We start from the raw sequence: 24218 nt of genomic DNA, 5'->3' as shown, positions 1-24218 counted from the left end.
GCGGCCAGAAGCCCGGCCGTCTGTGCTACGACAATGCATGCTTTAGGCGCGGATGATGCTAGCCTGCGGCGTGGCCGCCGCCGGCCGGCCGCTGCTCGTGAATGTTGGTGGACCAGCGTCGATGTGGGACCGGCATCCGATCCGGCTGTCTTTGCTGCACATGCTTCCGCAGGTTGCCGATGCGCACGGGCTGGCGCTGGCGCCGCTACTGGACCGCGCCGGCATAACGGGGGCGCTGGACGGGGCAGGCGTCGTCGCGCGCGGCCAGGTCTCGACCGTGCTGCAGGAAGCTGCCCGCCGGGCAGGCGAGCCGACCTTCGGCCTGGCTCTCGCCGCGAAGGCGGATCCGGTGCAGCTCGGCCCCTCCGGCCACGCCCTATTCGCCGGGCGGACGCTGCGTGAATGCCTTGCCGCCCAGGCCCGTCACATGCCGACCCTGCAGGGCGGCGTGCGGCTCCAGCTCGTTGAGGCCGAGGGGCGTGCCTGGTGGCATCACCGTTTCGACGATGCCGATCCTGCTCACAGCGCGGTGCTGAGCGAAGGCGTCGCAGGCTTCATGGTCGCGGCGCTGCGGGCCCTTGCCGCCGCGCCGGCCGGCAGGATCAGGGTGAGCCTGCCGCATCAGGCGCGGGCGCCGTCCCGTGCCTATGAGGACATGCTGGCGTCTGATGTCTCCTTCGGCAGCAACCAGGGTCTGGTGATCGGCTTCGACGCGGATTGGCTGGACCGTCCCAACCCCCATTTCGCGGCATGCTGGCCGCAGGTCGACGGCGTGCCTTCCGCGGTGATGCTGCAGGAGGGGCACGACGATGCCGCGCTCCTGGCCGCGCTGGAACGCATCGTCGCCGCGGCCGCGCGCGCCGGCTCGCTGTCGCTCGTCGATGCCGCCCGCAGCCTCGGCCTGTCGCCGCGCACGCTTCAACGGCGGCTCGCGCGTCTCGGCACACGTTTCGAGGTGCTGGTCGACCAGTGGCGGCACCAGCAGGCTCGCCAGCACCTCGCCGCCGGCGGGCTGCCGGTGGCTTCCATTGCCCGCCTGCTGGGCTACAGCGATCCCGCCCATTTCATCCGTGCCTTCCGCCGGTGGGAGGGCGATGCGCCGCAGCTCTGGCGCCGGTCGCAACTGGCGCCAAATGGCAATTGAGCCTGGTTCCGGCGCGGTGCTAGCGTCCTGATCCGCGGCCTTTCCAGGCTGCGGCGCCGGGCCGGAGCGTGCAGGCTGCGGCACCGGCGTGAGGGCAGCGGAGCCGCGATGCAGGTGACATTTCTGGCCGAGGGCGACTGCGACCCTGCGGCGCCGAGCCCGGTTTCCATGGCGTGGATTCCCGGGGGGCTCTTCACCATGGGCTCCGACCGCCATTACCCTGAGGAAGCGCCCGCCCACCGGGTCGCCGTCGATGGATTCTTCATTGACCGCACGCCGGTGACCAACCGGGCCTTCGCCGCCTTCGTCGCCGCCACCGGCTACCGGACCCTGGCGGAGCGTGAGCCACGGGCTGAGGATTATCCGGACGCCGATCCGCGCCTGCTCGCGCCAGGCTCCCTCGTCTTCACCGCGCCGGAAGCGCCGGTGGCGCGTGAGGACTGGACCCGTTGGTGGCGCTTCGTGCCGGGTGCCGACTGGCGCCACCCGCAGGGGCCGGGAAGCGGCGTCGACGATCGCCTCGACCATCCGGTCGTGCATGTCGCCCATGAGGACGCTCTGGCTTATGCGCACTGGTGCGGCAAGGAGCTGCCGAGTGAGGCGGAGTGGGAATTCGCTGCCCGTGGCGGGCTCGACGGCGCGGAATTCGCCTGGGGCGAGACGCTGGTGCTGGGCGGTCTTCATCGTGCCAACACCTGGCAGGGCATGTTTCCGCACGAGAATCTGGGCGAGGACGGCTATATCGGCACCTCGCCCGTCCTCGCCTTCCCTGCCAATGGCTACGGCCTGTTCGACATGATCGGCAATGTCTGGGAGTGGACTGACGACTGGTATGCGCCCAGCCATGGCGAAACGCTTCCGGCCGCCAAGCCCTGCTGCGTGTCGCGCAACCCGCGCGGGGCACGGCGGGCGGACAGCCTTGACCTGTTTGCCCCCGGCCGGCCGCTGCCGCGCAAGGTGCTCAAGGGCGGTTCGCATCTGTGCGCGCCAAGCTATTGCCGGCGCTACCGTCCCGCCGCGCGCCACCCCCAGACGCTCGACACGGCCTCGGTGCATATCGGTTTCCGCTGCATCCGCCGTGTTGGCTCCCCTGATTTCCCACGCGCCTGACGAGCCGAAGCCGAGGAAACGCCGTGACCGAACGTGATCTTCCCTCCACCGCCGCGCCCGCCGGCGCGCCCAGCCGGCGGGATGTACTTGCCGGCAGCGCCGGTTTTCTCGCCGCCGTTTCCGGCCTCTCCCTGCTCGCCGCGGGGGCGCGGGCGGAAAATGCGCCGCGCCCGCATATCCTCTACATCATGGCCGACGATCTCGGCTTCGCCGATGTCGGTTTCCACGGCTCGGACATACGCACGCCGCATCTCGACAGGCTGGCGGCGGAAGGTGCGCGCCTCGGCCAGTTCTACACCCAGCCCATGTGCACGCCGACCCGGGCGGCGTTGATGACGGGGCGCTACCCCATGCGCTACGGGCTGCAGGTCGGCGTCATCCCCTCCGGGGCCGATTATGGGCTGGCGACCGACGAATTCCTGCTGCCGCAGGCGCTTAAAGAAGTCGGATATCGCACCTCCCTGGTCGGTAAATGGCATCTCGGCCATGCCGAGCGGAAATACTGGCCGCGCCAGCGCGGCTTCGATTCCTTCTACGGGCCGCTGGTCGGCGAGATCGACCATTTCAGGCATGAGGCGCATGGCGTCACCGACTGGTACCGCGACAACGCGCTGCTGAAGGAGGAGGGCTACGACACCGAATTGTTCGGCGCCGAGGCGGTCCGCCAGATCAGCGGGCATGATGCGGCGACGCCGCTTTTCCTCTATCTCGCCTTCACCGCCCCCCACACGCCCTATCAGGCACCGCAATCCTATCTCGACCAATACGCCGCCATTGCCGATCCCCAGCGGCGCGCCTATGCGGCGATGATCACCGCCATGGACGAGCAGATCGGCAAGGTGGTCGCCGCGCTCGATGCGCGCGGCCTGCGCCAGAACACTCTGATCGTCTTTCACAGCGACAATGGCGGCACGCGCAACAAGATGTTCGCCGGCGAGGGAGCCGTAACCGGCGAACTGCCGCCCAGCAATGCACCGCTGCGCGAGGGCAAGGGCACGCTTTATGAAGGCGGCACCCGCGTGGTCGCGCTGGCCAACTGGCCGGGGCGCATTGCGCCGGGCACGGCGGAGGGCGTGATGCATGTGGTCGACATGCTGCCGACGCTGGCGAGGCTCGCCGGCGCCAGCCTCGGCCGTGCGCCGGTGCTGGATGGCGGCGATGCCTGGCCGGTGCTCGCGGCCGGCGCGACCGGCCGGGCGGAGGTGCTCTACAATGTCGATCCCACCCAGGGCGCTCTGCGCGAGGGGGAGTGGAAACTGGTCTGGCATGTCGCCCTGCCGCCCAGGGTCGAGCTGTTCGATCTTGCCAGCGACCCTTCCGAGAGCCGTGACCTCTCCGCCGCCCGTCCCGACAAGGTGGCGCAGATGCAGCAGCGCGTGGTGGATTTCGCCCGCACCATGGCACCGCCCCTCTTCTACAGTGCGGCTTTGAAGACGACATTGTCGGCGCCTCTGGCGCAGCCCGGCGAGGCGCTCTACGAGATGGGCCTGGAGAACGATTGATGCGCGCGCGCTCGCTGTCGACCCTCGGCTGTTGTCGCCTCATGCCGCTTGCGGCGGCTGCCCTGGTCGCCCTCGCCCATTCTCCGGCACAGGCGGCGGATGTCGACGCCGTCGTGCCGGCCGTGCGCCTGCCGGATCCGGTGGCAACCAGCGACATGCCGATGTTCTCCGCTACCCTCTATCTCTGGGCCAGCGCGCTTAAGGGCACGAGTTCCACCCTTCCGCCGCTGCCCGCGGTCGACATTGATCTGCGCTTCCGCGACATCCTGCAGGATTTGAACGGCGCGGTGATGGGCGCGGGGGAAATGCGCGTCGGCCGCTGGGGTTTTCTCGCCGATCTCATGTTCACGCAGGTGACCCCGACCGGCGCGCTGCCCGGCCCTTATGGGGCCGAGGTCGAGGTGCGCTCGCGCAGCCTGACTCTGCAGGGCGACGTGCTGTACCGGCTCTATGAGTCCGACATGCTGGACCTTGATGCCGGCGCCGGCCTTCGCTTCTGGCACCTCGACAACCGGCTTACCGTGGCGCCGGGACTGCCCTCGGTACTGGAATATGCCCAGTCGGAAAGCTGGGTCGACCCGGTCATCGCCGGCCGCGCCATCGCCCGGCTCGGCGGGCCGTGGAGCCTCACGCTGGTCGGCGACATTGGTGGTTTCGATGTCGGCTCAAGCCTCACCTGGCAGGCGATCGCGACGGTCAATTATCAGTGGAGCGACCAGCTCGCGCTGCGTGCCGGCTATCGCGCCCTGTCGGTCGACTATCAGAGCGGCGCCTTTCTCTACGACGTGCTGATGCAGGGGCCGATCCTGGGCGTGACCTACCGCTTCTAGAGCCCGTCACGATCCGATGGCATGCCGATTGGACCGGGAAAACACTCTCTCGAAATGACGTCGACATCCGGTCAGCCCCCACCCCGCCGCTCGCCCTCGTCGCGCGGTGGGATGGTGGCGGAAGGGGTGGGATTCGAACCCACGGTGGGCTTGCACCCACGGCGGTTTTCAAGACCGGGAGGCAGAAGACGGTTTCGTGTTTCTGTCCAACTGGTTACCGCCCTTCCCTCCTGCTGTTTCGGGATTTTCTTCGGGAGAATGTGCAGCGGCCATGGCGTCCCTCAGCTCGTCGAGCATGTAGTGGGCGTACTTGGTGGTGGTCGAGATTCGGGAGTGGCCCAGATGCCGCTGGGCGGCGCGGAGATTGCCACCTGAGGCGCGCAGCGTGCGGGTGCCAGCGACGTGGCGCAGGTCATGCGGGCGCAGATCGGGAAGCCCGGCGGCGACGGCGGCGGCCTTGAACTCGTTATAGAAGGTCTCCGGCGTGATGGGATAGCGCTGGCCACGCACCCTGCCCTCTCGGGTTCGCCGGGCGACATAGGTGAAGACGGCATCCGGAAGGTGGCCGATCTCGTTGCCCAGCAGTGTTGCCATGGCGGCAGTTATCGGCAGCACGTGCATGCGCCCGCCGGGCTTGCGGGACTTCTGCATGACGGTGATCAGCCCCATGGCGAAATCGACATTGGCGGGATCGAACGGCAGAGCGTTGCCGGCGCGCAGGCCGGACAGGATGAGCCATCGCGCCGCGGCGCGGAAATCGGGGCGCATGCGGGCGATGATGTCGGCCTCGATGTCGCGGGAGATGTCGATTACCCGCTCATCCGCCTCGGGCAGCATGAGCTCATCCCATGCCGGGAGATGCACCGGCATTTTCCAGACGCGCTGGGCACGCCGGAGAATGCGGCGCAGGATCTGCAATTCGCGGTTCACGCTGGCATTCGACAGCAGCTTGCCATTCCGCCCCTTCGTGCCGCGCCGGGTGGCGACATAGGAGGCGATTACGTCCGCGTCGATCTCGCTGATCGCGGTGGAGCGGTTGCGGGCCTGCAGCGCCTTTGTCAGGCCGTCCTGCAATGCCTCCATGCGGGCGAAGGTGGTATCGGACTTGGCGTCGTGCTGGCCCTTCTCGTCCCAAAAACGCGCCCAGGCGTGGGTGATGGCCACGTGCTCGGTAGCGGCGGCCTTCGGGAGGGCGGCGGCCTTCTTGACCTCTAGGCGTTCGAAGGCTTCTGCTTCGCGGCGCGTTTTGCAGCCCGTAGAGCCGTAAAATCGACGACCGGCCCGCTGGAAGTCGTAGTGGAAGAACGGCGACCCCTTGGGTTTATAGACGGACATGGCTCGCTTCTCCGGCGGCGCTCGACGAAGGTATCAAGGTCGCTCTCCGCAAACATGCGCCGGATTTTCTCCGTGCCCCGCCCCATGGCGATGAAGGTGATTTCGCCATGGCGCACATGTTCGCGCAAGGTGCGCGGCGAGATGCCGAGGCGCTCGGCCGCCTCGTCGATGTTGAACAGGCGCGCCTGCATCGCCCCACCCTCCCCTAGAACGGAATCTCATCGTCCATATCGGTCGCGGCGCCCTGGTCGCCGAAGCGGCGGGTGGCGCCGGCGGCTTCGCGCGGCGGATCGGTGCGGGTGTAATCCTCCGGCGTGCCGCGCGTGCCGGTTTCCTGCCGATCGAGCAGGGTGATTTCACCCCGGAAGGGGCGCAGCACCACCTCGGTGTAATAGCGCTCGACACCGGCCTGATCGGTGTGCTTGCGCGTCTCGATCTGCCCCTCGACATAGACCTTGCTGCCCTTGCGCAGGTACTGCTCGGCCACCTTCACCAGCGGCTCGTTGAAAATGACGACGCTGTGCCACTGGGTGCGCTCCTTGCGCTCGCCGCTGTCCTTATCGCGCCAGGTTTCCGAGGTGGCGAGGCGCATCGAGGCGATGCGCCCGCCGTTCTGGAAGGTGCGGATTTCCGGATCGCGGCCGAGATGGCCGATGAGAATTGCCTTGTTGACGCTGCCGGCCATCAGAGCAGGCTCCCTTGTGTCTCGCGCGCCCTGCGCGCTTCCATGACGCGGGCGAGGCGGGCCTCGCCGATGAGAACGATGGCGGGGTCGGTGCTGGCGATCTGCCGGCGTGCCTGCCATTCGAGGCCGCCGAACTGGTCCGTTTCAACGGCGCCGGCCGACACCGCCAAGGCGCGCTTGGCCTTGGAGATGTCGAAATGCACCCACGACGCCTTGCGCGCCTGCGGCAGCGAGAGCGTGGGGTGGCCCTGAATCCACTTCCGCTGCACGCCGATGCGGTCGGCCATGCCGAGCAGCTCGTCGAGCGTGTCCGCCCACATGTGGCACATGAGCATGCGGCCGAAGGGCCAGACGGCGGGGTCGACATAGACCGTCATGGCGCCGTCTCCCGCTCGGCGCGGAGCTTGGCGCGCTTGGCCTCAAAGGCGTCGGCGATCGCGGCGAGGTGGCGGCCGAAGGATGCCGGGGACCAGACCGCCCATGTGACGAGGAAGGCTATTGTGAGGCTGAAGCCGCTCATGATCGCGCCTCCGGCATGGCGTTGTGTTCGACGCCGTCGAGCAGGCGGCCGGCGGCGCGCTTGCCCTCCCGCACCATGAGGGCCGGACGAACGCCCTCGCGGCCGGAGGCGAGGCGCGTCCAGCGGTCTTCCAAAAGCTCTTTGAAATGGGCCTTGTCGGGCGCCCAGCGCCACTCACCCCACTGCTTGAAGAAAAAGGCCGTGCCGGCGGCGGCGCACTGGTCGCGCAGGGAACGCGCCCAATCTGGATGCATGGGGCGGGCCTTGGGGCCGCTCTCGCCGCCCACGATGGCGAGGTTGATCAGGGAGAAGTCGCCGACGATCGGGCCGAGCAATGGTTCGGCGGAGATGAAGCGCACCACCGCCGGCGTCGCCTTCAGATCCGGCACCCGCGCATCCCATTCCGCCTGCCGCTCGGTCGACGCGCCGAGCCAGACATTCTCCAGCGGCGCCGGTACGCCGGGCGCGGTGAGCCGGGCGAGGCGATCACGGGCCTGCCGTGATGCATCGGTGCGCTGCGGAAAGAGCCCGTCTACCGAAGCGCACCGCCAGTTCCGGCGGTCTTCTGCAAGGTACTGGCGCATGCGAGCCGAGCGCTTCGTCAGCACCATGAAAGTGTGCTGCGGAGCCAACGCCATGACGGCGAAGACGCGATCAATCCAGTGGTCGGGCGCGTCCTCGTGAAAGAGGTCGCCCATGGAATTGACGAAGATGCGGCGCGGGCGGCTCCAGTGCAGGGGCTGGGTGATGATGTGATCCGGCGCGAGCGCCAGCTTGCCCGACCAGACGGCGCCGGCCTTGGTGGGTTTCGTCGTGCCGGCATAGTGCGAACCGGGCTGCATGGCCTCGATGCGCGCGGCCATGCCCATGGCGTAGCAGTTGGTGCAGCCGGGGGAGAGAACCGAGCACCCGACGATGGGATTCCATGTCGCGTCTGCCCATTCGATGCCGGTGTGATCAGCCATGGGAATCGGCCTCCTCGGCGCGCCGCGCCGGCGCCTTGTCGTGGCGCCAGGCGGGCGGCATGGGGAATTCGGCGGTGACGTTGGCGGCCATCTTCTCAAGCGCCGGGCGGGCATCGGCCGGCAGCAGCGGCGCGATGACGGCGCGCAGGCGGGCGATGCCGGTGTGGGCGCCGGCGACATAGGCTCGGCGGTGGCGGCGGCTGTTCTTGCTCATGAGCCGCCTCCGAACAGGGCGCCGAGGGCGCGGGGGATGAGGCCGGTGTGCTGGAAATCCAGCACCACCAGCGACAGGGCGATGAGGTAGAACAGCGCCTTGTTGATGGGGCGGGCGGGGTTCTCGCTCATGTCGCGGCCTCGGCCTTCGCCTCTGCCATCACCGGCACCAGCTTCGCCTTGCGGCCCGCCACCTCGAGGCGGAAGGCGGCGTGGCCCCACTTGGCGAAGCCGATCTCGAGGGTGATGGGCTCATCGCCTGCCCGCAGATCGTGCATGTGGGCGTTGTTGCGAGCGAGGCCGTCGAGGCTGTCGTCGCTGTTCTCGTAATCGTCGAGATCGAAGACGAGGGTCCAATCCGCAGGCTCGCCCGACGCCAGCTTCCACGTTCCATCGGGGAAAATGGTGAGCGTGTCGTGGCCGCGCGGCTCGTGCCAGTCGAAGCCGATTTCGGCGCCGGGCAGTACGAGGAAGCAGGTGTAGTCCTTACGCTCATCTTCCTGCGGCGAACCGATGATCCAGCCTGCCCCGCAGAAGCCGACAATCCATTCATCCGGCGACACGGTGCCGCCGGGCATGATCTCATCAGCATATTCCGCCGGCCACCAGCGGCGGGCCGTCGGCGGGACGGGCGTTTCCACATAGACCATCACCGGCGGGTGCTGGGTGCCGAGAACGCGGAGCAGCACCGGGGCGCCGGCGCGCTGGGCTTCGATTTCTTCAGGTGACGGTTGCCAGGCCGAAACCATGCAGGGCGTGGCGTCGCCGTTGACGGCGCAGTCGACCACCTCGTCGCGCAGCGGCAGGCCGATATAGCCCTGGCTTTCGCCAATGGTGCGGGTGGCGCCTTCGATCTGCTTCGGGAGCATTGTCAAACCCTCATCGGCATGAGGACGCATTTCGCGTCGGTGGATTCGGGGCGGCGGAAGATGGTGGGGGAGCCGGGATCGTTGAGCGCGATCTCGACAGGGCCGGTCTTGGCCGTGGCGCCCAGCAGGTCGGAGACATAGCGGCCATTGAAGCCGATGCTCATTTCCTCGCCGGCATAGGCGATATCGAGCTCTTCCGAGGCGTTGCCGGCATCGGGGTTCACCACCTCCAGCACCAGCTTGCCGGCGGAAAAGGTGAACTTCACCGCCCTGCCCCGCTCGCTGGCGACGGTGCCGACGCGATCGACGGCGGACGCCAATTCTTCCGCCTGCAGCGTGGCCACATGCGCGTTGCCCAGCGGGATGACGCGGCCATAGTCCGGGAAGGTGCCGTCGATGAGCTTGGTGGTGAAGCGGGCGCGGCCGAAGGTGGCGGCGAGCTTGGCGCCGGAGATCTGCAAGGCGAGCGGCGCCTTATCCGCCGCCTGGGCCATGCGGGTGAGTTCTTCCACCGCCTTGCGGGGCACGATGACCCCGAGGAAATCCGGCAGGCCATCGATCGCCAGCGAGGCGAGCGAGAGGCGGTGCCCGTCCGTCGCCACCAGGCGCAGCTTGCCGGAGCCCTCCGGGTCGCGGTGCAGATAGATGCCGTTGAGGTAGTACCGCGTCTCTTCCGTCGAGATGGCGAACTTGACCCGATCCAGCACGTCCGCCAGCGCGTGGCCGGGCACCTCGAAGGCGGCACCGTCTTCCACCCGAGCGAGGCTGGGGAATTCCGCCGACGGCAGCGCCTGCAGGGAGAAGCGGGAGCGGCCGGCGCGCAGGGTGGCGGTGCCCTTGGCGGTGTCGAACTCGAGCTTGATCTGCACGCCCTCGGGCAGCTTCTTGACGATGTCGAGCAAGGTGTGCGCCGGCAGGGTGCCCTCGCCCTCGGCCGCGCATTCGGCCGGGAGCGTGTCTTCGATCTCGATATCGAGATCGGTGGCGATGAGGGTGAGGCTTCCGCCCTCGGCGCGCAGAAGCACGTTGGCGAGAATGGGGATGGTGTTGCGGCGCTCGACGGCGCGGTGGGCGCGCTGGAGCGCGGCGAGGAATGCGGCGCGCTCGACGGTGATGTTCATGATCTGCGTCTCGCGTGAGGGGGATGGGGTGAGCCGGGCGGCGGGGCTGGGCGGGATCACCGCCCGGCTCGGTTTCGCGGCGTGAGGGGCGCCGCGAAGAGGATGAGAAAGGCCGGGCGGCGCGCATGCGCGGGGCGCCGCCCGGCGGGGGTCCCGGCGCCTCGCCATAGGCGCCGGGGGGAGGATCAGGATTCGGGGGAGCCTTCGAAGGTCGGCAGGCCGGTATCCTTCCCGGCCTTGAGCAGGTCGTTCTGCACGCGGGTGCGCAGCCAATATTCCCAGCGGTACAGCTGGTAGAACCACGTCACCCCGCCCTGCCCCGCGCGATAGCGGATGCGGGCGGGAATGCGGACGACATCGCCATCGACGAAGGGCGGCAGCTGGATCATGAAGATGCCGGGAATATCGATCGGCTCGCCCTTGGCATTCATGTGCTCGGTCTCGAACACGATCTGCCGCTCGCCCGTCTGCAGCCGGTAGCCCTGCTTCATCTTGGCGCCGACATTGACCTCGAGGTGCCGGGACAATTCGAGCAGCTCATTCGGCAGGGCGAAGCGCTCCTTGAAGAGCGGCTGATAGTCCGTCTTCTCCTGCTCGAACGGGGCGGAGAGTTCGGACGCGTGCTCCTCGAGGAACTCGGCGAAGGCCTGCTGCTCCATCGGCTTGCCGTTGCCGGCCACCCACGCCTTGAATTCCTCGGTGAGGGGGAAGGCATAGGCCACGCGGTGCTGCTTGTGCGCCGTGCCGTGGGTGAGGGTGTAATAGTCGATCACCGCCGTGAGCGAGGGCTTGGGCCACGACGTCGCGGCGAAGATGACGCTGTCCTCGCTCTTGTGCCGGTTCACCAGCCCGATGAAGCTTTCCAGCGTGTCGACGACAGCGGTGCCCTTGATGCGCGCCGGCCCCTGGCGATAGCGCTCGATCTCGTCAAAGACCGGGATGACGCGCTGGCTCTTGCGGTCCCACAGGGCCGGAACCGTGGCCGGCAGACCGGCGCCCAGCCCTGCGGTCGGGATGCTGATAAGCGTCGGCGCCTCGGCGTCGCGGGCGAGTTCGGCGATGTACCGCGCGGATGCCGCGGGCGGCAGGTCCGGCTTTTGCTCGGTGATGGACACGGGAGGGTGCTCCTGTCAGCGGGGTGAATCGAGGGTGTGGAGTCAGGCCGGCTCGGCCGTGCGGCGGCGCTCGCCGACTTCGGACGGGCCGCCGAACATGTCGGACTGGCTGGGGTGCTGAACGGACAGGCCACCCTCGACCACCCAGAACGGGGTGGAGGTGAAGCCCTTCTCTTCGGGCAGCTTGGCCTTGACCTGGGGCTTCATGTCCATGCGGTCGCCCAGCTTCACGAAGTCGATGGTGAGGGTGAGCGTGCCCTTGGCCTTCTCGTCGGGGTGCTCCTGCAGCGCGTCGATGAGGCGCTGCATTTCGGCGTTGGCCTTCTCTTCGAAGCGCCCCCGATTGGAGAGGCCGAGCGCCTGAAAGAGGCTGCGAATGATGCGCGTGGTCATAGGAATCCCCTGCGGGCCGGCAGTCAGCCGTGGTTGACGGTGAAGAGATCGAGATCGGCGGCGAGGCTGCCAGTGCGGGTGGCGGCGTTGGCCTTGCGGCGGGCGGCCTTGGCTTCCGCCACCTCGCTGCGCAGAAGGCGGTGTGTCAGCTTCTTGAGCTGCTGCTCCACCTCCGAAATCGGCGCGAACTTGCGGCGCCGGGCGGCATAGTCTTCCGCCAACTGGCGGCGGCGCTGGCGATCCTGGGCGAGGCTCATGCGGACCTCTGCGTGATGGGCGCGGCGCGGGCGCTTTGGGCGCGGGCGCCGGGCAGGTGGCTGATGAAAAGTTCATGCAGCGCCAGCGACGCGGCGGGCGGCGGCAGAAGGCGCTGGCGGCTGGAAAGCGCAGGCACGGCCTCGATGTCCGCGCCCCATGGCATCGGTGGGGGCGCGAGGAAATCCCGCCGCTCGGTGTTGAGCGCGACGATGTCGCAGTGCTTGACGAAGGCGCGCTCCGCCTCGCTGGGCGGGGCAATGCCGGCGGCGGCATAGATGGCGGTATCATGCCGACGCTCGATTTCCGCCATCAGCTGGCGCAACGAGTCCTCAAAGGGGAGGCCGAACATCTGCCGGGCAACGGCGAATTCCATCGCCTTGACCGGGGTGGCCTTGTCGCCAATGCGGGTCTCAAGCGCGTCGTGCAGCAGCACGAGCGCCCTCTCCCGCTCGGTGGCGCCGGCACGCTCCGCCGCGCGGAAGGCGATGAGCGTGTGGTTGGCGACCGAGACGGCGACGGTGGAAGCGCCGACGTACCGATTGATCAGCGACAGCTGGTCCGCGATCTCGGCAAAGCTCACCTCTTCCGCGCGCGGCTCGACAAGATCGAGCGCGCGGCCATAACGGGACTGCTTCCAGACGCGGGGCGGGAGGCTCATTCGCCGTCTTCCTCCGCCAGGCCGAAGCAGAGGTGATAGGCCATGGCGACGCCAAGGCCGATGAGGGCGCAGAAAAACGCGATGGCGAGGCAGAGCGCGGCGGTGCCCATCACGCGGCCTCGCAAAGGCGGGCGGCGGCCTTCTCGGTCTTGGCCTTGCGGGATTGCCAGTAGCGGGCCTGGGCGACCTTCATCGCCTCCGCCAGCTGGGCCGCCGTCATGCCCGCCTCGGTGATTTCCGCCGAGGTGTAGCCCTCGCAGGCCAGCACATCCGCCGTGACGGGGATGCCGGCGAGATCGAGCCGGCGCATATCCAGCGCCATGCGGTCCACCAGCGCCTCGAAGGGGCGATCACGCTGCGCGAGGCGGCGGGTGTCGGCGACCTCGGCCGCCAGCTGGGCGAAGGCGTGGGCGTCGCCGCTGGCGGCCATCCAGTCGTCAACCGGAAAGACGTGGTTGCCGAAGGCGAAGGCGCCGCCCTCCGCCGGGGTGGCGCGGAAATGCGCCTCGCGCATCGCGAAGCCCATGGCCAGCACCAGGCCGTGGCGTTCGATCAGCCCGTCACATTCCGTGTGGGGGGCGACAAGGCCATGGCGGCGGAAGAACGCGGCAAGCGCAGATTCGTGGTGGGCGGGGTGCATGCGTCGCTCCCAATCGCGTGGATTGGGGGCGACTATGATGCGGGATATGTCCCGCGTCAACAACAAAGACGGGATATGTCCCGCTTCGCTGGAGGTGTCACGATGCGCAATACTCGTTTGGCGATAGGGAGGCGGGAATGGGGCTTCTGGACTGGTTCGGTGCGAAGGGTGCGCCAGAGGAGCCGTGGCGCAAGTTTGCACGGGCCGACATCGTCGAGGTCACGAACGCCGACACTGGCGAGATGATCGAGATAAACCCGGGCAACGATGACCCCACCGACGCAGAGGGCCTATTTATCAGCTTCGATTATGTCGACTCTCAGGGTCAGTGGACCAGTCGTGACGTGCTGTGCCACCAAGTATTCTGGAATGGCGGCGGCGTATATGTGCGAGGGCTTTGCACTATGCGCGAGTCAATGCGGACGTTCCGCGTGGATCGAATGGAGAGTGTTCGCGAATTACGCTCTGGACATCTGGTAAGTGATCATATCGCGTTCTTCGATAAACTTGCCATTTATAACGAAGACGCGTTCGACCGAAGGCCCGCAAAGGCTGCTAAACCAAAGGTTGACTATTCCGCCCGCCATGAAGCGCGTGTCGCGCATAGGGCGCGTGCGGAAGAGGCAAGAGATGCGACCCTGCCAGGCCTCAAGATACTGGCTTATCTGAGCCTGCTTGATGGGGGCCGGTCGGAGGCGGAGGCCCGCATTGAGGTGGCGTATGTGAGGGAACGGCTCGCAGGTGTCGGCCTCGATGGCGACGCAGACCTAGTGGCGGAAATGGCGTTTCTCGCGCAGGGGCTTACGCCAACGCGCCGGTCCTATGTGCAGGCTGTTGGGAAGATCGCGCGGGACGACGACAATCTGGCACTCATCGGGCGCTACGCACTCGAGTTGGCACGGCACGACGGGGCTGTCGACGCTGTCGAAAGGGAGGCGTTGAACCTGCTGCTGGCGACGGCCCGGAAGAAGCGGGCCTAAAGCCGTGCGGGGCCGGGGCGATAAAGGTCTGTTATGACCCTGATGACCCTGCCGACCACCTCGATTCGCTCGGATGGGTAGATAGTCGGATGGTCCGATGTCGAGTAAGCCTCGAGCCGTTGCGGGCCCTCTTTGGCACGGTAGCGTTTGAACGTCGTGCCGTCGGTGCCCATGAAGACATAGAACGCGCGGTCGAGAAGTTCCTTGTCGTTCAGCCTGACGATGATGGTCGACCCATCGACGGCAATGCGGTTCATTGAATCGCCCTGCACCTTGAGGGCAATGTACTCGCCCGCCGGAAGATCAGGGACATTGATGGTGGGTAGGTCGGCCGGAAGCCCGGCGCCAAACGTGGTTTCGGCAAAAGCGGACGCCGCCACCCACGAGACCAGAGGGACCGGCCTGAGTCCCTGAGCGACTAGGCCGGGGTCTTCCCACCCGCGACCAAAGGCAAGCCATTCCGGGGTCGTCCGCAACGGCACGGCAAGTGCGGCGAGAGTGTCTAGCCGGGGGAGAACCCCTTCCCGCCTCCGAATGTCACGGATCGCATCGCGGCCAAGGCCAGCCTCGCGACACACGGCCGCTTCCGACTTGCCGTCCGTCTCCCTGACGACGGCAAGCCGCGCCTCTATCCGTGAAAGTATCGGTCGATTCATAGCGGGATTATTCCCGCACAGGTCATCAATGGCGAACGGGACATATCCCGTTGACAGGTGCGGGATATGTCCCGCATAGTCCGCCGCCATGGACGCCATCGAACACCTGTTCCGCATTTGCACCTCCTACAGCGCCGCAACGGGGCTGTCAGAGGCGACGATTTCCACCCGCCTGTTCCGGGACGGCAAAGGGCTGGCCCGGATTCGTGCCGGTGGTGACATCGGCGCCCGGCGTCTTGAGCGGGCCATGCAGTGGTTCGCCGCCAACTGGCCAGAAGGCGCGGAGTGGCCCGCCGACGTGCCCCGCCCCGACACGCCGACCCTCGCACCGGGGGCGCCGGACGAAAACGATAATCCGGCGGCGGAAAGTCTCACCCCAGAGGAGTGCGGCGCATGACAGAGGTGCGCATTCTGCCCCCCGACTATCTGCGCTTTCAGCCCGCCTATGCCCTCGCCGGCACCGACGGCGGGCTGTGGCGGCGCGTTCTGGCGATGGACTGGCTAGCCAACCTCGGCGGCGATCTTGTCGACCGCAGCGCGGGCGGCGGCGAAGATGGCGAAGGGGTAATCCAATTCGCCGGGGGGCGTGGTGCGCAGGATTTCCGCCTCGATGTGGCTGAGAGCCTGTCGGGCCTGGGCCAGCATGCGGCCGGAGCCCGCCTTCTCCCGCAGGAGAAGGGTGACGAGGATTTCCAGCGTCATCAGCCGCCCCGGCAGTTGCACGTTCAGTTCGTTCAGCGGGTTGCCCGCTGTATTGCCTTGGTCCGCCACGCGCTTCTCTACCTGCTCAATCGCTGGCGGCATTATGGTGAGGGGCGCGGCGAATGACAAAGCCTGTCAGCCCGGCCCCTACGCCGCTTACCCTGACCATGCGGCTCAACGCTAGGCCCGCCGAGCGGGCGCTGGCGATCTTGGTGACGCTGTCCAAAGAGGACAAGCTGTCCACGGCGGCGCGCATGGCGTTGGCGCATGAGATTGGGGCGTGTTTCCAGCTTCGTGGAATTCATGGCTACGACTTCAGCGCAGACTTCGACGTGTGCCATGTGCTCGCCGTTCTGGAGCCCAGCGACCGGTTGCGGGCGCTGGTGCCGGAGCTTGAGGCGGGGTTGCCGCTGCCCGGCGAGGTGCCGGCATGACCAAGCGGCCCGCCATCGGCTCCGCCCACGAGGCACTTGACCGGATGTTCGACCAGATCGGCCGCGAGCACGGGCCGAACGGGGCGCCGAGCGAAGGCATGATCCTCGCCTTGGGCTTTCTCAACATTGCGCGCTCGACACTTTACCGGCAGATGGACCCGGACCAGCCGGGCGAGTTCGCCTTCGCCCATGCCTGCCAGCTGGCCGAGCGCTTTCGCTGCACCGAGGCGGCGGCATACCTCGCCGCGTGCGCCGGCGGCTTTTTCGTGCCCGCGCCGCCGGAAGGTGACGCCGCCGTGCAGCTGACCGCCGAAGCCATGCGCGAGACCAGCGAGGCGGCGGCCAAGATCTTCGCCAGCGCGGCGCTGGACTCCGAGGGCGGGGTGGAGATCACCCCGGCTGAGGCCCGCGCCGCACTGCCTGATGTGCGCGACGCGCTGATGGCGATGTCGAGCCTCTATGCCCGGCTTTCCGCCAAAGCGAATGGGGGGCGGTGATGGGCCGGCACCCGCGCGGATGGACCGAGGAAATGGACGCGGCCTTGCGCCGGCTGGTGGCCAAGGGGCTGCCCTATGCCCGCATCGTCGCACTGATGGAGGCGGAAGGGCTGGGGCGGCGCTCGCCCGACGCGGCGAAGCAGAGGGCCTTCCTTCTCGGCATCGGGCACGACAGCGAAGACGGCCCGCTCGACTGCCGTAAGGCCGGCGCCGGCACCGACCCGCTGCTGGCCGCGCTTGCCGCACGGCACAAGGCCCCGCCCGCCGATGCCGTGCCCTCCTCCGGCGATGCCCGCCCGTTGGCGTGGCGGCGGTTGCAGCCGGCCGGCGGCTGCGCGGGGAGCCCGGCGGCGCAATGCGCCGATCTCGGCAGCCGGACGCAGTGGTGACCCATGCTCGCGCGCACGCCGGTGATCTTCATCGTCAAGCGGCCCTGGCGGCGGGTGGTGCCCGTGGTGCGGCGGCTGCACGCCCTCGGCCGGCCGCGCTGGGAGATCGCCCGGCAGCTGCGCATCAGCGCCGGCTATGTCGAGCGCGCGCTGGCACCGGGGGCGGGCATCTGGTCACCGAAGGAATGGGAGCGCCTGACGACGGCGCTGATGCGGGAGATGGGGCAGTGACCTGGCCTTTCGCACCCTTGCGCATGTTCGCCTATGACGTCGTCGAGCTCGATCCGCCGTGGAACTTCGACCTGTATTCGGCGAAGGGCGAGGCGAAGTCGCCGCAGGCGCAGTACGCCACCATGTCGCTGGCCGACATCGCCGCGCTGCCGGTGGGCAATTTGCTGGCGCCGGGCGGTGTGTGCGTGATGTGGACGACATGGCCGCTGGTCGCCATCGGCGCGCATGTCGATGTCATCCGCGGGTGGGGGCTGAAGCCGGTGACCGGCGGCGGCTGGGCCAAGCGCACGGTGAACGGCAAGCTGCAATGGGGGCCGGGCTATGTCGCCCGCTCGCTGCACGAGCCTTACATCATCGCCCGCCTGCCCGGCGGCGACTGGAGCGGGGCGAGCTTTCCCAACCTCGTCGAGACGCTGGAAGCGGATTCGCTCGACGGGCTCGCGCGCGAGCATTCCCGTAAGCCCGATGAATTCTATGCCCGCTGCGAAGCGGCGTGGCCGCAGGCAAGGCGCGCCAGCCTGTTCTCCCGCCAGAGCCGGCCCGGCTGGGATGTGTGGGGGAATGAGGCGGGCAAGTTCGATCAGGTGGGGGGCTCATGATGGAGCGCTTTCACGCTATCGGCAATTTCGCGACTGATCAGTGCCTCAACGTGAGCGTACGTTGCGATGCGCTCGCTGCTCAATCCAGAAAAATACTTGTGTTCAGACGCGACCTCTCTGAGAAGTTCTCTCCGCCGATCTTCACGCTCGCGTTCGGCCTCTTCTGGCAACACAAACAGATCAGCGAGACTTCGACGATTGGATGCATTCGCAAACACTCGATCAACGATGTGTATTATTCTTTCTCTATACATCGGCTGCGTTCTTCGAAGAAACTCTTCGACCAATTTGCGAGCGTCAGCGTTAGCGAAATCGTCGTCGCCCAGCGCGCTCCGGCCAACAAGAGTATAATACGCGTACTTCGACACCGTATCAAAATCCTCCACTGTCACTGGCGCGATTATTTTCATGAACTTTATAGCATCAAGTATGCCGGGGAGTTCATCGCGCAGAATATCCCGCTCTCGGGAAAGGATAGTGATGTATACGGCTCTCTGCTGCGCCTTCAGTTGCCGTTGCGCCGCATGCCAAGCCATGTAACCGGCGGCGACTGTCAAAATCCCCCCTACCAGTCCGCCGGCTATCGCCCCGCCGAAAGCGATCCAGTCTCCAGCGACCTCAAGAAGAAGAAAGGGCACCAGCGACATGCCCACCGGCACGCCGAGAAGCGTGCCTGCAAGCAAAAGACCGAACGGCCCATTGAGAACTCGCAATTCCATTGCGTGACGCTGCCTGCGCGCCTCCCGGTTGTCGAGAGGGCGGCGGCATGACTGCACCATTTTCCCCGACCGACCATCCTGCCCCGATGCGCATCCTGATCGGCTGCGAAACCTCTGGTGTCGTGCGCCGGGCTTTTGCCGCCTACGGACACGATGTGTGGTCCGTTGACGTGCTGCCGGCTGAAGACGGCAGCAACCGGCACATTATCGGCGATGTGCGGGACCACCTCGGCGGGGGATGGGACCTCCTCGCCGTGATGCACCCGCCCTGCACCCGCCTGTGCAATAGCGGGGTGCGCTGGCTGCGCAAGGCGCCGCCCGGCCGGACGCTGGAGGAGATGTGGGCCGAACTCGACGCAGGCGCGGCGCTGTTCTCCGACTGCTGGAATGCCCCAGTGGAGCGGGTGTGCGTCGAGAACCCGGTGATGCACCGCTATGCGCGCGAGCGGATTCGCAACTGGTCGAAGCCGCAGACCGTGCAGCCTTGGTGGTTTGGCGACCCAGCCTTCAAGGCGACAGGGCTCTATCTGCGCGGATTGCCGCCGCTGGTGCCGACCAAGAAGCTGACGCCGCCTGCGCGCGGCACGGAAGAGCACAAAGCGTGGTCGAAGGTGCATCGGGCTTCGCCCGGCCCTGACCGCTGGAAGGACCGCAGCCGGACCTATGAGGGCCTTGCTGCCGCCATGGCGGCGCAGTGGAGCACCGTTGCCGCACGGCAGATGGAGGCGGCGGAATGATCTCCGAAAGCTCCCTCGCGGATCTGCGCGCCCGGAACTCCTGCTGCGACGTGGCCGGCAAGTGGGTGAGCCTGCGCCGTGGCGGCCGGAAGGGGCGTATGGTCGGCCCCTGCCCTATCCACTCGCTCGACCGGGCGGCCAAGGATTCCACCTCTTTCGAGTGCTGGGACGATGGCTGGGTGTGCGCGCGCTGCCAGGACGGCGGCGACGTGATCCGCCTTGTGCAGCAGGCGGAAAAGCTGGGCTTCCGCGAGGCTATCGACTGGCTGGGCGGGGCGCAGGAAACCGACCCGGCGGAGGATGAGCGGCGGGCGCGCGCGGCGGCGGAAAAGAAGGCGGCCGATGAGGCCAAGAATGCCGCCTATCGCGAGGCGGAGCGCAAGCGGTGCTGGGAGTTCTGGCAGGCGGCGGGGCCGCTGCCGGGCACGCCGGTAGAAACCTATCTGCGCGACATTCGCCATGTGGACTGGCCCGCCGGCGCCGCGCTGCGGGCGCACCCGGCCATGCCCTATCTCGAGCACGGGCAGGATGGGGCCGGGCGGAAGAACTGGCGCCGGCTGCATGAAGGGCCGGCGATGCTGGCGGCCATTACCGGCGCCGATGGGCGGCTGGCCGGGCTGCATATCACGTGGATCGACCTCGACGCGCCCAAGGGAAAGCTGGCGTTGGTGCACCCCGACACGGGGGAGAAGCTGCCGGCCAAGAAGGTGCGCGGCAGCAAGGCGGGCGGGCGGATCGAACTGCTGCGCCATGCGGCGCCGGGGCGCCTGATCATCGGCGAGGGGATCGAGACGGTGCTGACCGTCTTCACCGCGCTGGCGCGCACAGGGCGGGCGCTGGACGGGCTCGCCATGTGGACCTCGGTCGACCTCGGCAATCTTGCCGGGCGGGCGGCGGCGCATTCCCGCGTGCCTCACCCTGCGGAGACGACGCCTGCCGGCCGGGTGAAGCAGGTGCCCGGGCCGGAACCGGACATGGATTCGGCCGCGGTGCCGGTGCCCGGCAGCGTGATGGATCTGCGCCTTCTCGGCGACGGGGACAGCGACCCGTTCACCACCCGCCTGACGATGGCGCGGGCGGAGCGCCGGCACCTGGTGCCGGGGCGCCACGTGGCGACCCTGTGGCCCCCGGCGGGCCATGACTTCAACAGCATGGTGATGTGATGGGCGAACAGCCGAAGCACGAGGCTTTCGAGGCCATCGCCCGCATGGTGGACCCGGTGGCGGAGGCTCCCTTCCCCGCACCCCATTCCTCCCCCGCCCGGCCTGCCCCGTCATCTTCCCATTCGGGCGGTTCGGCGGCGGCGGAAACGGGGGGTGCGGGGGGCGGCGGCGATGCCGGGGAGGATGCCCTGCATGCGGAACTGGCGCGCCTGCCCTGCACCGACCTCGGCAATGCGGAGCGCTTTCTGCGCCGGTTCGGCGACGAATTCCTTTTCGTGCGTGATTGGGGCTGGCTTGCCTGGGACGGGCGGCGCTGGTCGCGCCGCGAGGCGGAGCGCGCGCTGGAAGGGCGGATAAAGGAAGCCATCCGGCTGATCGAGGATGAAGCGGACTGGCTGGCGGCGAGCGGGGAAGACCCCGAAATCCAGAAGCCGGGCAAGCGCCGGCCGGTGAACCTTTCCGACGAGTTGCGGGACTGGGCGATGACCAGCCAGGCGGCCGGGCATGTGAACTGCCTGCGCGGGCTGGTGCAGAGCGACCGGGAACGCTCCCCCGACGTGTTCGACGCCGACCCGATGGTGATCAACGTGCGCAACGGCACGCTCGAGGTGCGCAAGCGCCCCGGCGATGAGCCCTATGTGCAGCTGCGCCCGCACCGGCGGGAAGACTGCATCACCAAGATGGCGGAGGTGGATTATGACCCCGAAGCCGCCTGCCCGATGTTCGATGCGTTCTTCGCCGAGGTGCAGCCGACGACGGCGGTGCGGCGCTTCCTCGACCAGTGGGGCGGGCTCTCGCTTACCGGCGATATCGGCGAGCAGAAGCTCGTGTTCTTCTACGGCAAGGGCCGCAACGGCAAGGGCGTGTATGTCGAGACGCTGAAATACATCGCCGGCAGCTATACCGAGACCGTGCCTGTCGAGACCTTCCTCGACAGCGGGCGGGCGCGGCGGGGCGGCGAGGCGAACCCCGACATCGCCATTCTGCCGGGCGTTCGCTACCTCACCACCTCGGAGCCCGAGAAGGGCGCCAAGCTGGCCGAAGGGCTGATCAAGCTCGCCACCGGCGGCGACACGATGAAGGCGCGGCATCTCAACCGTGACTTCTTCAGCTTCGTGCCGCAGTTCAAGCTGACGATGCAGGGCAACTACCGCCCCAAGATCACCGGCACGGATGACGGCATATGGGGGCGGTTGCTGCTGATCCCCTGGCCGGTGTTCATTCCGCCCGAACGGCGCGATCCGCGCCTGACGCTGAAGCTGCGCGCCGAGGCGAGCGGCATTCTCAACCGGCTGCTGGGCGGGCTGTGCGACTGGCTCGACCATGGGCTGGTGCTGCCCGAAGTGGTGATCGAGGCCACGCAACAATACCGCGAGGATTCCGACCCGCTGGGCCGCTTCCTCGCCGAATGCACGGTGTCCGCCCTCGGCCAGCGCGTGCAGTCAACGGCGCTGCACCGGGTGTTCTGCGCCTGGGCGGGGCAGGCGGATGAGAAGGCGTGGTCGGCGAAGGGGCTGGCGAGCGCGATGAAGGACCGGGGCATGAGCCAGACCAAGTCCAGCAACAGCTATTGGCTCGATATCGCGCTGATCAAGTCCGAGCACGACTTCGAGCCGGTGTCATCGCCGCCGGAGAAGGATGACGACAACCCCTATGAGCGGTGATCCTCCCATCCTCCCAAAAATGGGAGGATGGGCGCTCCGCTAACTCATTGAAACTGCGTGCATTGGGAGGATTTGGGAGGATAGGGAAGGTTTTGTAGCGCCGCCATGTAAGGCGCGCATGCATGCAGGCATGAGGGTTAAGGCACAATAATCCTCCCTATCCTCCCAAATCCTCCCAAGCCCAATGACATCAACACCTTAGCGCCGGGAAGATGCCGGGAATTCCGGGAGGATGGGAGGATGGCCGTGATTGTGAGCATGGATATCGAGGATCTGCTCATCTGGGCCTATCGGGCGGAGCTTCCGAAGGTGCCAGCGGAGCCGGTGGGTCCGGAGCGGCACGGGGCTGGCTGGGCTTCAATGTCCCTGTGGGCAACGCTCGGGACGGTGATCGACGGCCGGGACGTGCGGAACGTCTATGGCGTGACGCCGGACATGACCGCGCTGGACGGCCCGCACCCCGACGCGCTGGTGGTGGACCGCGTCGTCGCCGAACTCGACGGGCTGCACCTCGATGTGCCGGCGGGCTGGTGGCCCTTCGCCGACATGGCGCCGGCGGATGGCTGGGGCGAGGCTGGGGCGAAGGCGGTGAGCGACGCGCTGGACCGGCTGGCCGTGCGGGGCGAGGATGGCGGACTTCGGTTCAAGTTTTCGCCGGCGTGGCTGGTGCGCAAGCACGCGATGATGGGCACGGTGCCGGACTGGGAGGCGGAGCCGATCGAGTATCGGCAGGTGCGAGGCGGCGACCGTGGCCACGCCAAATGGTTCATGAAGCGGAAGGTGGCGCAGACGGTGAACGGGGAGATCATCGGCTATGTCGAGCACGAGGTGGATGGCTGGTGCCCTCGCCGGCGGCGGCCCTTCGCTGGCGCCTATCACAAGATGGAACTGGTGCCCTCGCCCGTATACGCCGCCTGCGACCGTGCCGAATATGAGGTGTGGCATGCCGCGCTGGTGGCGCTGGTGGGTCTGCTGACCGAATCGCTCGTCGCTCACCGCGTCACCGGGCCGAAGCGCGCGGCCCGCCCATGGGAGCCGGATGCCCCGCAAAGGCGCATTCTCCCGTCATTGCGCGGGATGGCGGTGACGAGGGCTTGACTTGCGCCTTACATTTGGTGCTCACTGTGCACGGATAAAAGGCCCGGGCGGAAACGCTTCGGGCCTTTCGCATGTCTGGGGGTGCTGATGGGGCGAGCAAGGGCGGCGCCCTGGCGCGCCTGGTACAACACCGCCCGGTGGCGGGCGCTGCGGCTCAAGGTGCTGCTGCGCGACCTCTACACCTGCCAGCGTCGGGAATGCGGGCGGATCGAGGCGGACACGTCTCGGCTCGTGTGCGACCACGTCAAGGCGCATCGCGGCGACGCGGCGTTGTTCTGGGATGAGAGCAACCTGCAGACACTGTGCAAGCCCTGCCACGACAAGCTCAAGCAGCGCGAGGAACAGGCCTCGCTGCAACAGCGCGGCGTCTGGCACTAGGCGCGCCTAAGCCCACAAGGCGGGCACAACCCTACTAATTCTAAGCGCGGCGACGGGAGGGGGGGGCCAGAAAGTCTGGAGCCCCCCTCGCCCGCGTACCCGCGTCCCACTCATTCGCAGGTTTTTTTTCGATGGCTGGGAATTTCGACCTCTTCGGCGACCCGGTGCCGGAAGGCCGGGGTGGTCGGGGCCGGCCGCAGCATGTCCCGACCAACGAAAACCGTAGGCGCGTCAGTATGTTACTGGCGCTTGGTTGGAGTAATGAGCGGATCGCGGGCGCTCTGCGCATCACCCTGCCGACCTTTCGCCGGCATTATTTTTCCGAGCTCAAGTATCGGGAGGTGGCGCGTGACCGGCTGGACATGCGGCGCGTCGAACTGCTCTGGGCCGAAGTCGAGAAGGGCAACGTCGCGGCGATGAAGCATCTCGATCGCTTCCTCGAACGGAACGACATGATGCTCTACGGGCGCTCCAGCGGCGCCCCGCCCAAGGCGGCCCCGAAGCCTCCTAAGCTCGGCAAGAAGGAGGCCGCCGCCGCCGCTGCCCAACGCCCCGACACCGGGTCCACCCTCGGCCAGCTGATCGCCCAGCGTCAGGGCAAGGTCAACTAGCG

The 24218-nt window shown here is 67.6% G+C and carries 34 protein-coding genes, 1 tRNA gene and 1 pseudogene; 18 read left to right on the top strand and 18 right to left on the bottom strand.

What is annotated here, in order from left to right:
• Positions 1-121: 121 nt before the first annotated feature.
• The 4 genes from AAC979_RS07920 (at position 122) to AAC979_RS07905 (ending at position 4586) form a co-directional block, all read left to right on the top strand.
• Positions 122-1144 carry an AraC family transcriptional regulator ligand-binding domain-containing protein gene (locus tag AAC979_RS07920; protein ID WP_371346266.1) on the top strand — a complete coding sequence of 341 codons (1023 nt, stop codon included), beginning with the start codon at positions 122-124 and terminating at the stop codon, positions 1142-1144.
• 108 nt (positions 1145-1252) lie between these two features.
• Positions 1253-2254 carry a formylglycine-generating enzyme family protein gene (locus tag AAC979_RS07915; RefSeq protein ID WP_371346265.1) on the top strand — a complete coding sequence of 334 codons (1002 nt, stop codon included), beginning with the start codon at positions 1253-1255 and terminating at the stop codon, positions 2252-2254.
• A 23-nt stretch (positions 2255-2277) separates the two neighbouring features.
• Positions 2278-3756, top strand: coding sequence for an arylsulfatase (locus AAC979_RS07910; protein ID WP_371346264.1), 1479 nt, complete (start codon positions 2278-2280; stop codon positions 3754-3756).
• On the top strand, positions 3756-4586 hold the full coding sequence (locus AAC979_RS07905; protein ID WP_371346263.1) for a hypothetical protein: 831 nt from the start codon (positions 3756-3758) through the stop codon (positions 4584-4586). The genes AAC979_RS07910 and AAC979_RS07905 overlap by 1 nt, the downstream gene beginning before the upstream one ends.
• 115 nt (positions 4587-4701) lie before the next feature.
• On the opposite strand, the gene AAC979_RS07900 is transcribed toward AAC979_RS07905, so the two are convergent.
• The 16 genes and pseudogenes from AAC979_RS07900 to AAC979_RS07825 form a co-directional block, all read right to left on the bottom strand.
• A tRNA-OTHER gene (locus AAC979_RS07900) sits at positions 4702-4813 on the bottom strand.
• Between the two features lie 133 nt (positions 4814-4946).
• A pseudogene (locus AAC979_RS07895) lies at positions 4947-5354 on the bottom strand (tyrosine-type recombinase/integrase); the annotation flags it as partial.
• Positions 5355-5797: 443 nt separating this feature from the next.
• A complete protein-coding gene (locus AAC979_RS07890) occupies positions 5798-6112 on the bottom strand; it encodes a helix-turn-helix domain-containing protein (RefSeq protein ID WP_371346262.1) in 315 nt (104 codons plus the stop codon).
• Between the two features lie 14 nt (positions 6113-6126).
• Positions 6127-6606, bottom strand: coding sequence for a single-stranded DNA-binding protein (ssb, locus tag AAC979_RS07885; RefSeq protein WP_371346261.1), 480 nt, complete (start codon positions 6604-6606; stop codon positions 6127-6129).
• Positions 6606-6983: a DUF4031 domain-containing protein gene (locus AAC979_RS07880; protein WP_371346260.1), complete on the bottom strand. Its 378-nt coding sequence runs from the start codon at positions 6981-6983 to the stop codon at positions 6606-6608. Before AAC979_RS07880 ends, ssb begins: the two co-directional genes overlap by 1 nt.
• A complete protein-coding gene (locus tag AAC979_RS07875) occupies positions 6980-7126 on the bottom strand; it encodes a hypothetical protein (RefSeq protein ID WP_371346259.1) in 147 nt (48 codons plus the stop codon). Before AAC979_RS07875 ends, AAC979_RS07880 begins: the two co-directional genes overlap by 4 nt.
• A complete protein-coding gene (locus AAC979_RS07870) occupies positions 7123-8091 on the bottom strand; it encodes a phage Gp37/Gp68 family protein (protein WP_371346258.1) in 969 nt (322 codons plus the stop codon). Before AAC979_RS07870 ends, AAC979_RS07875 begins: the two co-directional genes overlap by 4 nt.
• Positions 8084-8305, bottom strand: a complete 222-nt coding sequence (locus AAC979_RS07865) for a hypothetical protein (protein ID WP_371346257.1) — start codon at positions 8303-8305, stop codon at positions 8084-8086. Before AAC979_RS07865 ends, AAC979_RS07870 begins: the two co-directional genes overlap by 8 nt.
• A complete protein-coding gene (locus tag AAC979_RS07860; protein ID WP_371346256.1) occupies positions 8302-8436 on the bottom strand; it encodes a hypothetical protein in 135 nt (44 codons plus the stop codon). The genes AAC979_RS07865 and AAC979_RS07860 overlap by 4 nt, the downstream gene beginning before the upstream one ends.
• A complete protein-coding gene (locus AAC979_RS07855; RefSeq protein WP_371346255.1) occupies positions 8433-9173 on the bottom strand; it encodes a hypothetical protein in 741 nt (246 codons plus the stop codon). Before AAC979_RS07855 ends, AAC979_RS07860 begins: the two co-directional genes overlap by 4 nt.
• Positions 9174-9175: 2 nt before the next feature.
• Positions 9176-10294, bottom strand: coding sequence for a DNA polymerase III subunit beta (gene dnaN, locus AAC979_RS07850; RefSeq protein ID WP_371349020.1), 1119 nt, complete (start codon positions 10292-10294; stop codon positions 9176-9178).
• Positions 10295-10479: 185 nt separating this feature from the next.
• Positions 10480-11409 carry a DUF2303 family protein gene (locus AAC979_RS07845; protein WP_371346254.1) on the bottom strand — a complete coding sequence of 310 codons (930 nt, stop codon included), beginning with the start codon at positions 11407-11409 and terminating at the stop codon, positions 10480-10482.
• Between the two features lie 42 nt (positions 11410-11451).
• A complete protein-coding gene (locus AAC979_RS07840) occupies positions 11452-11802 on the bottom strand; it encodes a hypothetical protein (protein ID WP_371346253.1) in 351 nt (116 codons plus the stop codon).
• Between the two features lie 23 nt (positions 11803-11825).
• Positions 11826-12059: a hypothetical protein gene (locus AAC979_RS07835; RefSeq protein ID WP_371346252.1), complete on the bottom strand. Its 234-nt coding sequence runs from the start codon at positions 12057-12059 to the stop codon at positions 11826-11828.
• Complete coding sequence (locus AAC979_RS07830) at positions 12056-12718, bottom strand: hypothetical protein (protein ID WP_371346251.1); 663 nt, start codon at positions 12716-12718, stop codon at positions 12056-12058. The genes AAC979_RS07835 and AAC979_RS07830 overlap by 4 nt, the downstream gene beginning before the upstream one ends.
• A 109-nt stretch (positions 12719-12827) precedes the next feature.
• On the bottom strand, positions 12828-13358 hold the full coding sequence (locus tag AAC979_RS07825; protein ID WP_371346250.1) for a hypothetical protein: 531 nt from the start codon (positions 13356-13358) through the stop codon (positions 12828-12830).
• 137 nt (positions 13359-13495) lie between these two features.
• Between AAC979_RS07825 and AAC979_RS07820 the strand changes: the two genes are divergently transcribed.
• The gene (locus tag AAC979_RS07820; RefSeq protein WP_371346249.1) at positions 13496-14338 is read left to right on the top strand and encodes a WYL domain-containing protein; all 843 of its coding nucleotides are present in this window, start codon (positions 13496-13498) and stop codon (positions 14336-14338) included.
• Here the strand turns inward: AAC979_RS07820 and AAC979_RS07815 are convergent.
• Entirely contained in the window at positions 14335-15084 is a 750-nt protein-coding gene (locus AAC979_RS07815; protein WP_371346248.1) for a helix-turn-helix transcriptional regulator, read from the bottom strand. The genes AAC979_RS07820 and AAC979_RS07815 overlap by 4 nt on opposite strands.
• Between AAC979_RS07815 and AAC979_RS07810 the strand changes: the two genes are divergently transcribed.
• Positions 15083-15391 (top strand): hypothetical protein, encoded by a 309-nt coding sequence (locus tag AAC979_RS07810; RefSeq protein ID WP_371346247.1) that lies wholly within the window; start codon positions 15083-15085, stop codon positions 15389-15391. The genes AAC979_RS07815 and AAC979_RS07810 overlap by 2 nt on opposite strands.
• A 104-nt stretch (positions 15392-15495) precedes the next feature.
• Here the strand turns inward: AAC979_RS07810 and AAC979_RS07805 are convergent, their stop codons facing one another.
• Positions 15496-15765, bottom strand: coding sequence for a hypothetical protein (locus AAC979_RS07805; RefSeq protein WP_371346246.1), 270 nt, complete (start codon positions 15763-15765; stop codon positions 15496-15498).
• A 53-nt stretch (positions 15766-15818) separates the two neighbouring features.
• Between AAC979_RS07805 and AAC979_RS07800 the strand changes: the two genes are divergently transcribed.
• The 12 genes from AAC979_RS07800 to AAC979_RS07745 all read left to right on the top strand — a co-directional run bounded on the left by AAC979_RS07800 (position 15819) and on the right by AAC979_RS07745 (position 24216).
• Entirely contained in the window at positions 15819-16130 is a 312-nt protein-coding gene (locus tag AAC979_RS07800; RefSeq protein WP_371346245.1) for a hypothetical protein, read from the top strand.
• Complete coding sequence (locus tag AAC979_RS07795; protein ID WP_371346244.1) at positions 16127-16627, top strand: hypothetical protein; 501 nt, start codon at positions 16127-16129, stop codon at positions 16625-16627. Before AAC979_RS07800 ends, AAC979_RS07795 begins: the two co-directional genes overlap by 4 nt.
• A gap of 32 nt (positions 16628-16659) precedes the next feature.
• Positions 16660-17016 carry a hypothetical protein gene (locus tag AAC979_RS07790; protein WP_371346243.1) on the top strand — a complete coding sequence of 119 codons (357 nt, stop codon included), beginning with the start codon at positions 16660-16662 and terminating at the stop codon, positions 17014-17016.
• A gap of 3 nt (positions 17017-17019) precedes the next feature.
• Positions 17020-17247: a hypothetical protein gene (locus AAC979_RS07785; RefSeq protein ID WP_371346242.1), complete on the top strand. Its 228-nt coding sequence runs from the start codon at positions 17020-17022 to the stop codon at positions 17245-17247.
• Positions 17244-17846 (top strand): MT-A70 family methyltransferase, encoded by a 603-nt coding sequence (locus tag AAC979_RS07780; RefSeq protein ID WP_371346241.1) that lies wholly within the window; start codon positions 17244-17246, stop codon positions 17844-17846. The genes AAC979_RS07785 and AAC979_RS07780 overlap by 4 nt, the downstream gene beginning before the upstream one ends.
• Complete coding sequence (locus AAC979_RS07775; protein ID WP_371346240.1) at positions 17843-18616, top strand: hypothetical protein; 774 nt, start codon at positions 17843-17845, stop codon at positions 18614-18616. The genes AAC979_RS07780 and AAC979_RS07775 overlap by 4 nt, the downstream gene beginning before the upstream one ends.
• On the top strand, positions 18613-19302 hold the full coding sequence (locus tag AAC979_RS07770) for a hypothetical protein (RefSeq protein ID WP_371346239.1): 690 nt from the start codon (positions 18613-18615) through the stop codon (positions 19300-19302). Before AAC979_RS07775 ends, AAC979_RS07770 begins: the two co-directional genes overlap by 4 nt.
• A complete protein-coding gene (locus tag AAC979_RS07765) occupies positions 19299-20465 on the top strand; it encodes a CHC2 zinc finger domain-containing protein (RefSeq protein WP_371346238.1) in 1167 nt (388 codons plus the stop codon). The genes AAC979_RS07770 and AAC979_RS07765 overlap by 4 nt, the downstream gene beginning before the upstream one ends.
• Entirely contained in the window at positions 20465-22129 is a 1665-nt protein-coding gene (locus AAC979_RS07760) for a phage/plasmid primase, P4 family (protein WP_371346237.1), read from the top strand. Before AAC979_RS07765 ends, AAC979_RS07760 begins: the two co-directional genes overlap by 1 nt.
• A gap of 240 nt (positions 22130-22369) precedes the next feature.
• The gene (locus AAC979_RS07755; protein WP_371346236.1) at positions 22370-23227 is read left to right on the top strand and encodes a hypothetical protein; all 858 of its coding nucleotides are present in this window, start codon (positions 22370-22372) and stop codon (positions 23225-23227) included.
• Between the two features lie 87 nt (positions 23228-23314).
• Entirely contained in the window at positions 23315-23605 is a 291-nt protein-coding gene (locus AAC979_RS07750) for an HNH endonuclease (RefSeq protein WP_244376583.1), read from the top strand.
• A 236-nt stretch (positions 23606-23841) separates the two neighbouring features.
• Positions 23842-24216 (top strand): hypothetical protein, encoded by a 375-nt coding sequence (locus AAC979_RS07745; RefSeq protein ID WP_371346235.1) that lies wholly within the window; start codon positions 23842-23844, stop codon positions 24214-24216.
• Positions 24217-24218: the final 2 nt, after the last annotated feature.

The sequence above is a fragment of the Ancylobacter sp. IITR112 genome, assembly GCF_041415945.1.
Lineage (GTDB): Bacteria > Pseudomonadota > Alphaproteobacteria > Rhizobiales > Xanthobacteraceae > Ancylobacter.
Note: the sequence above shows the minus strand (reverse complement) of the source record. Positions and strands in the feature narration are given on the sequence as shown.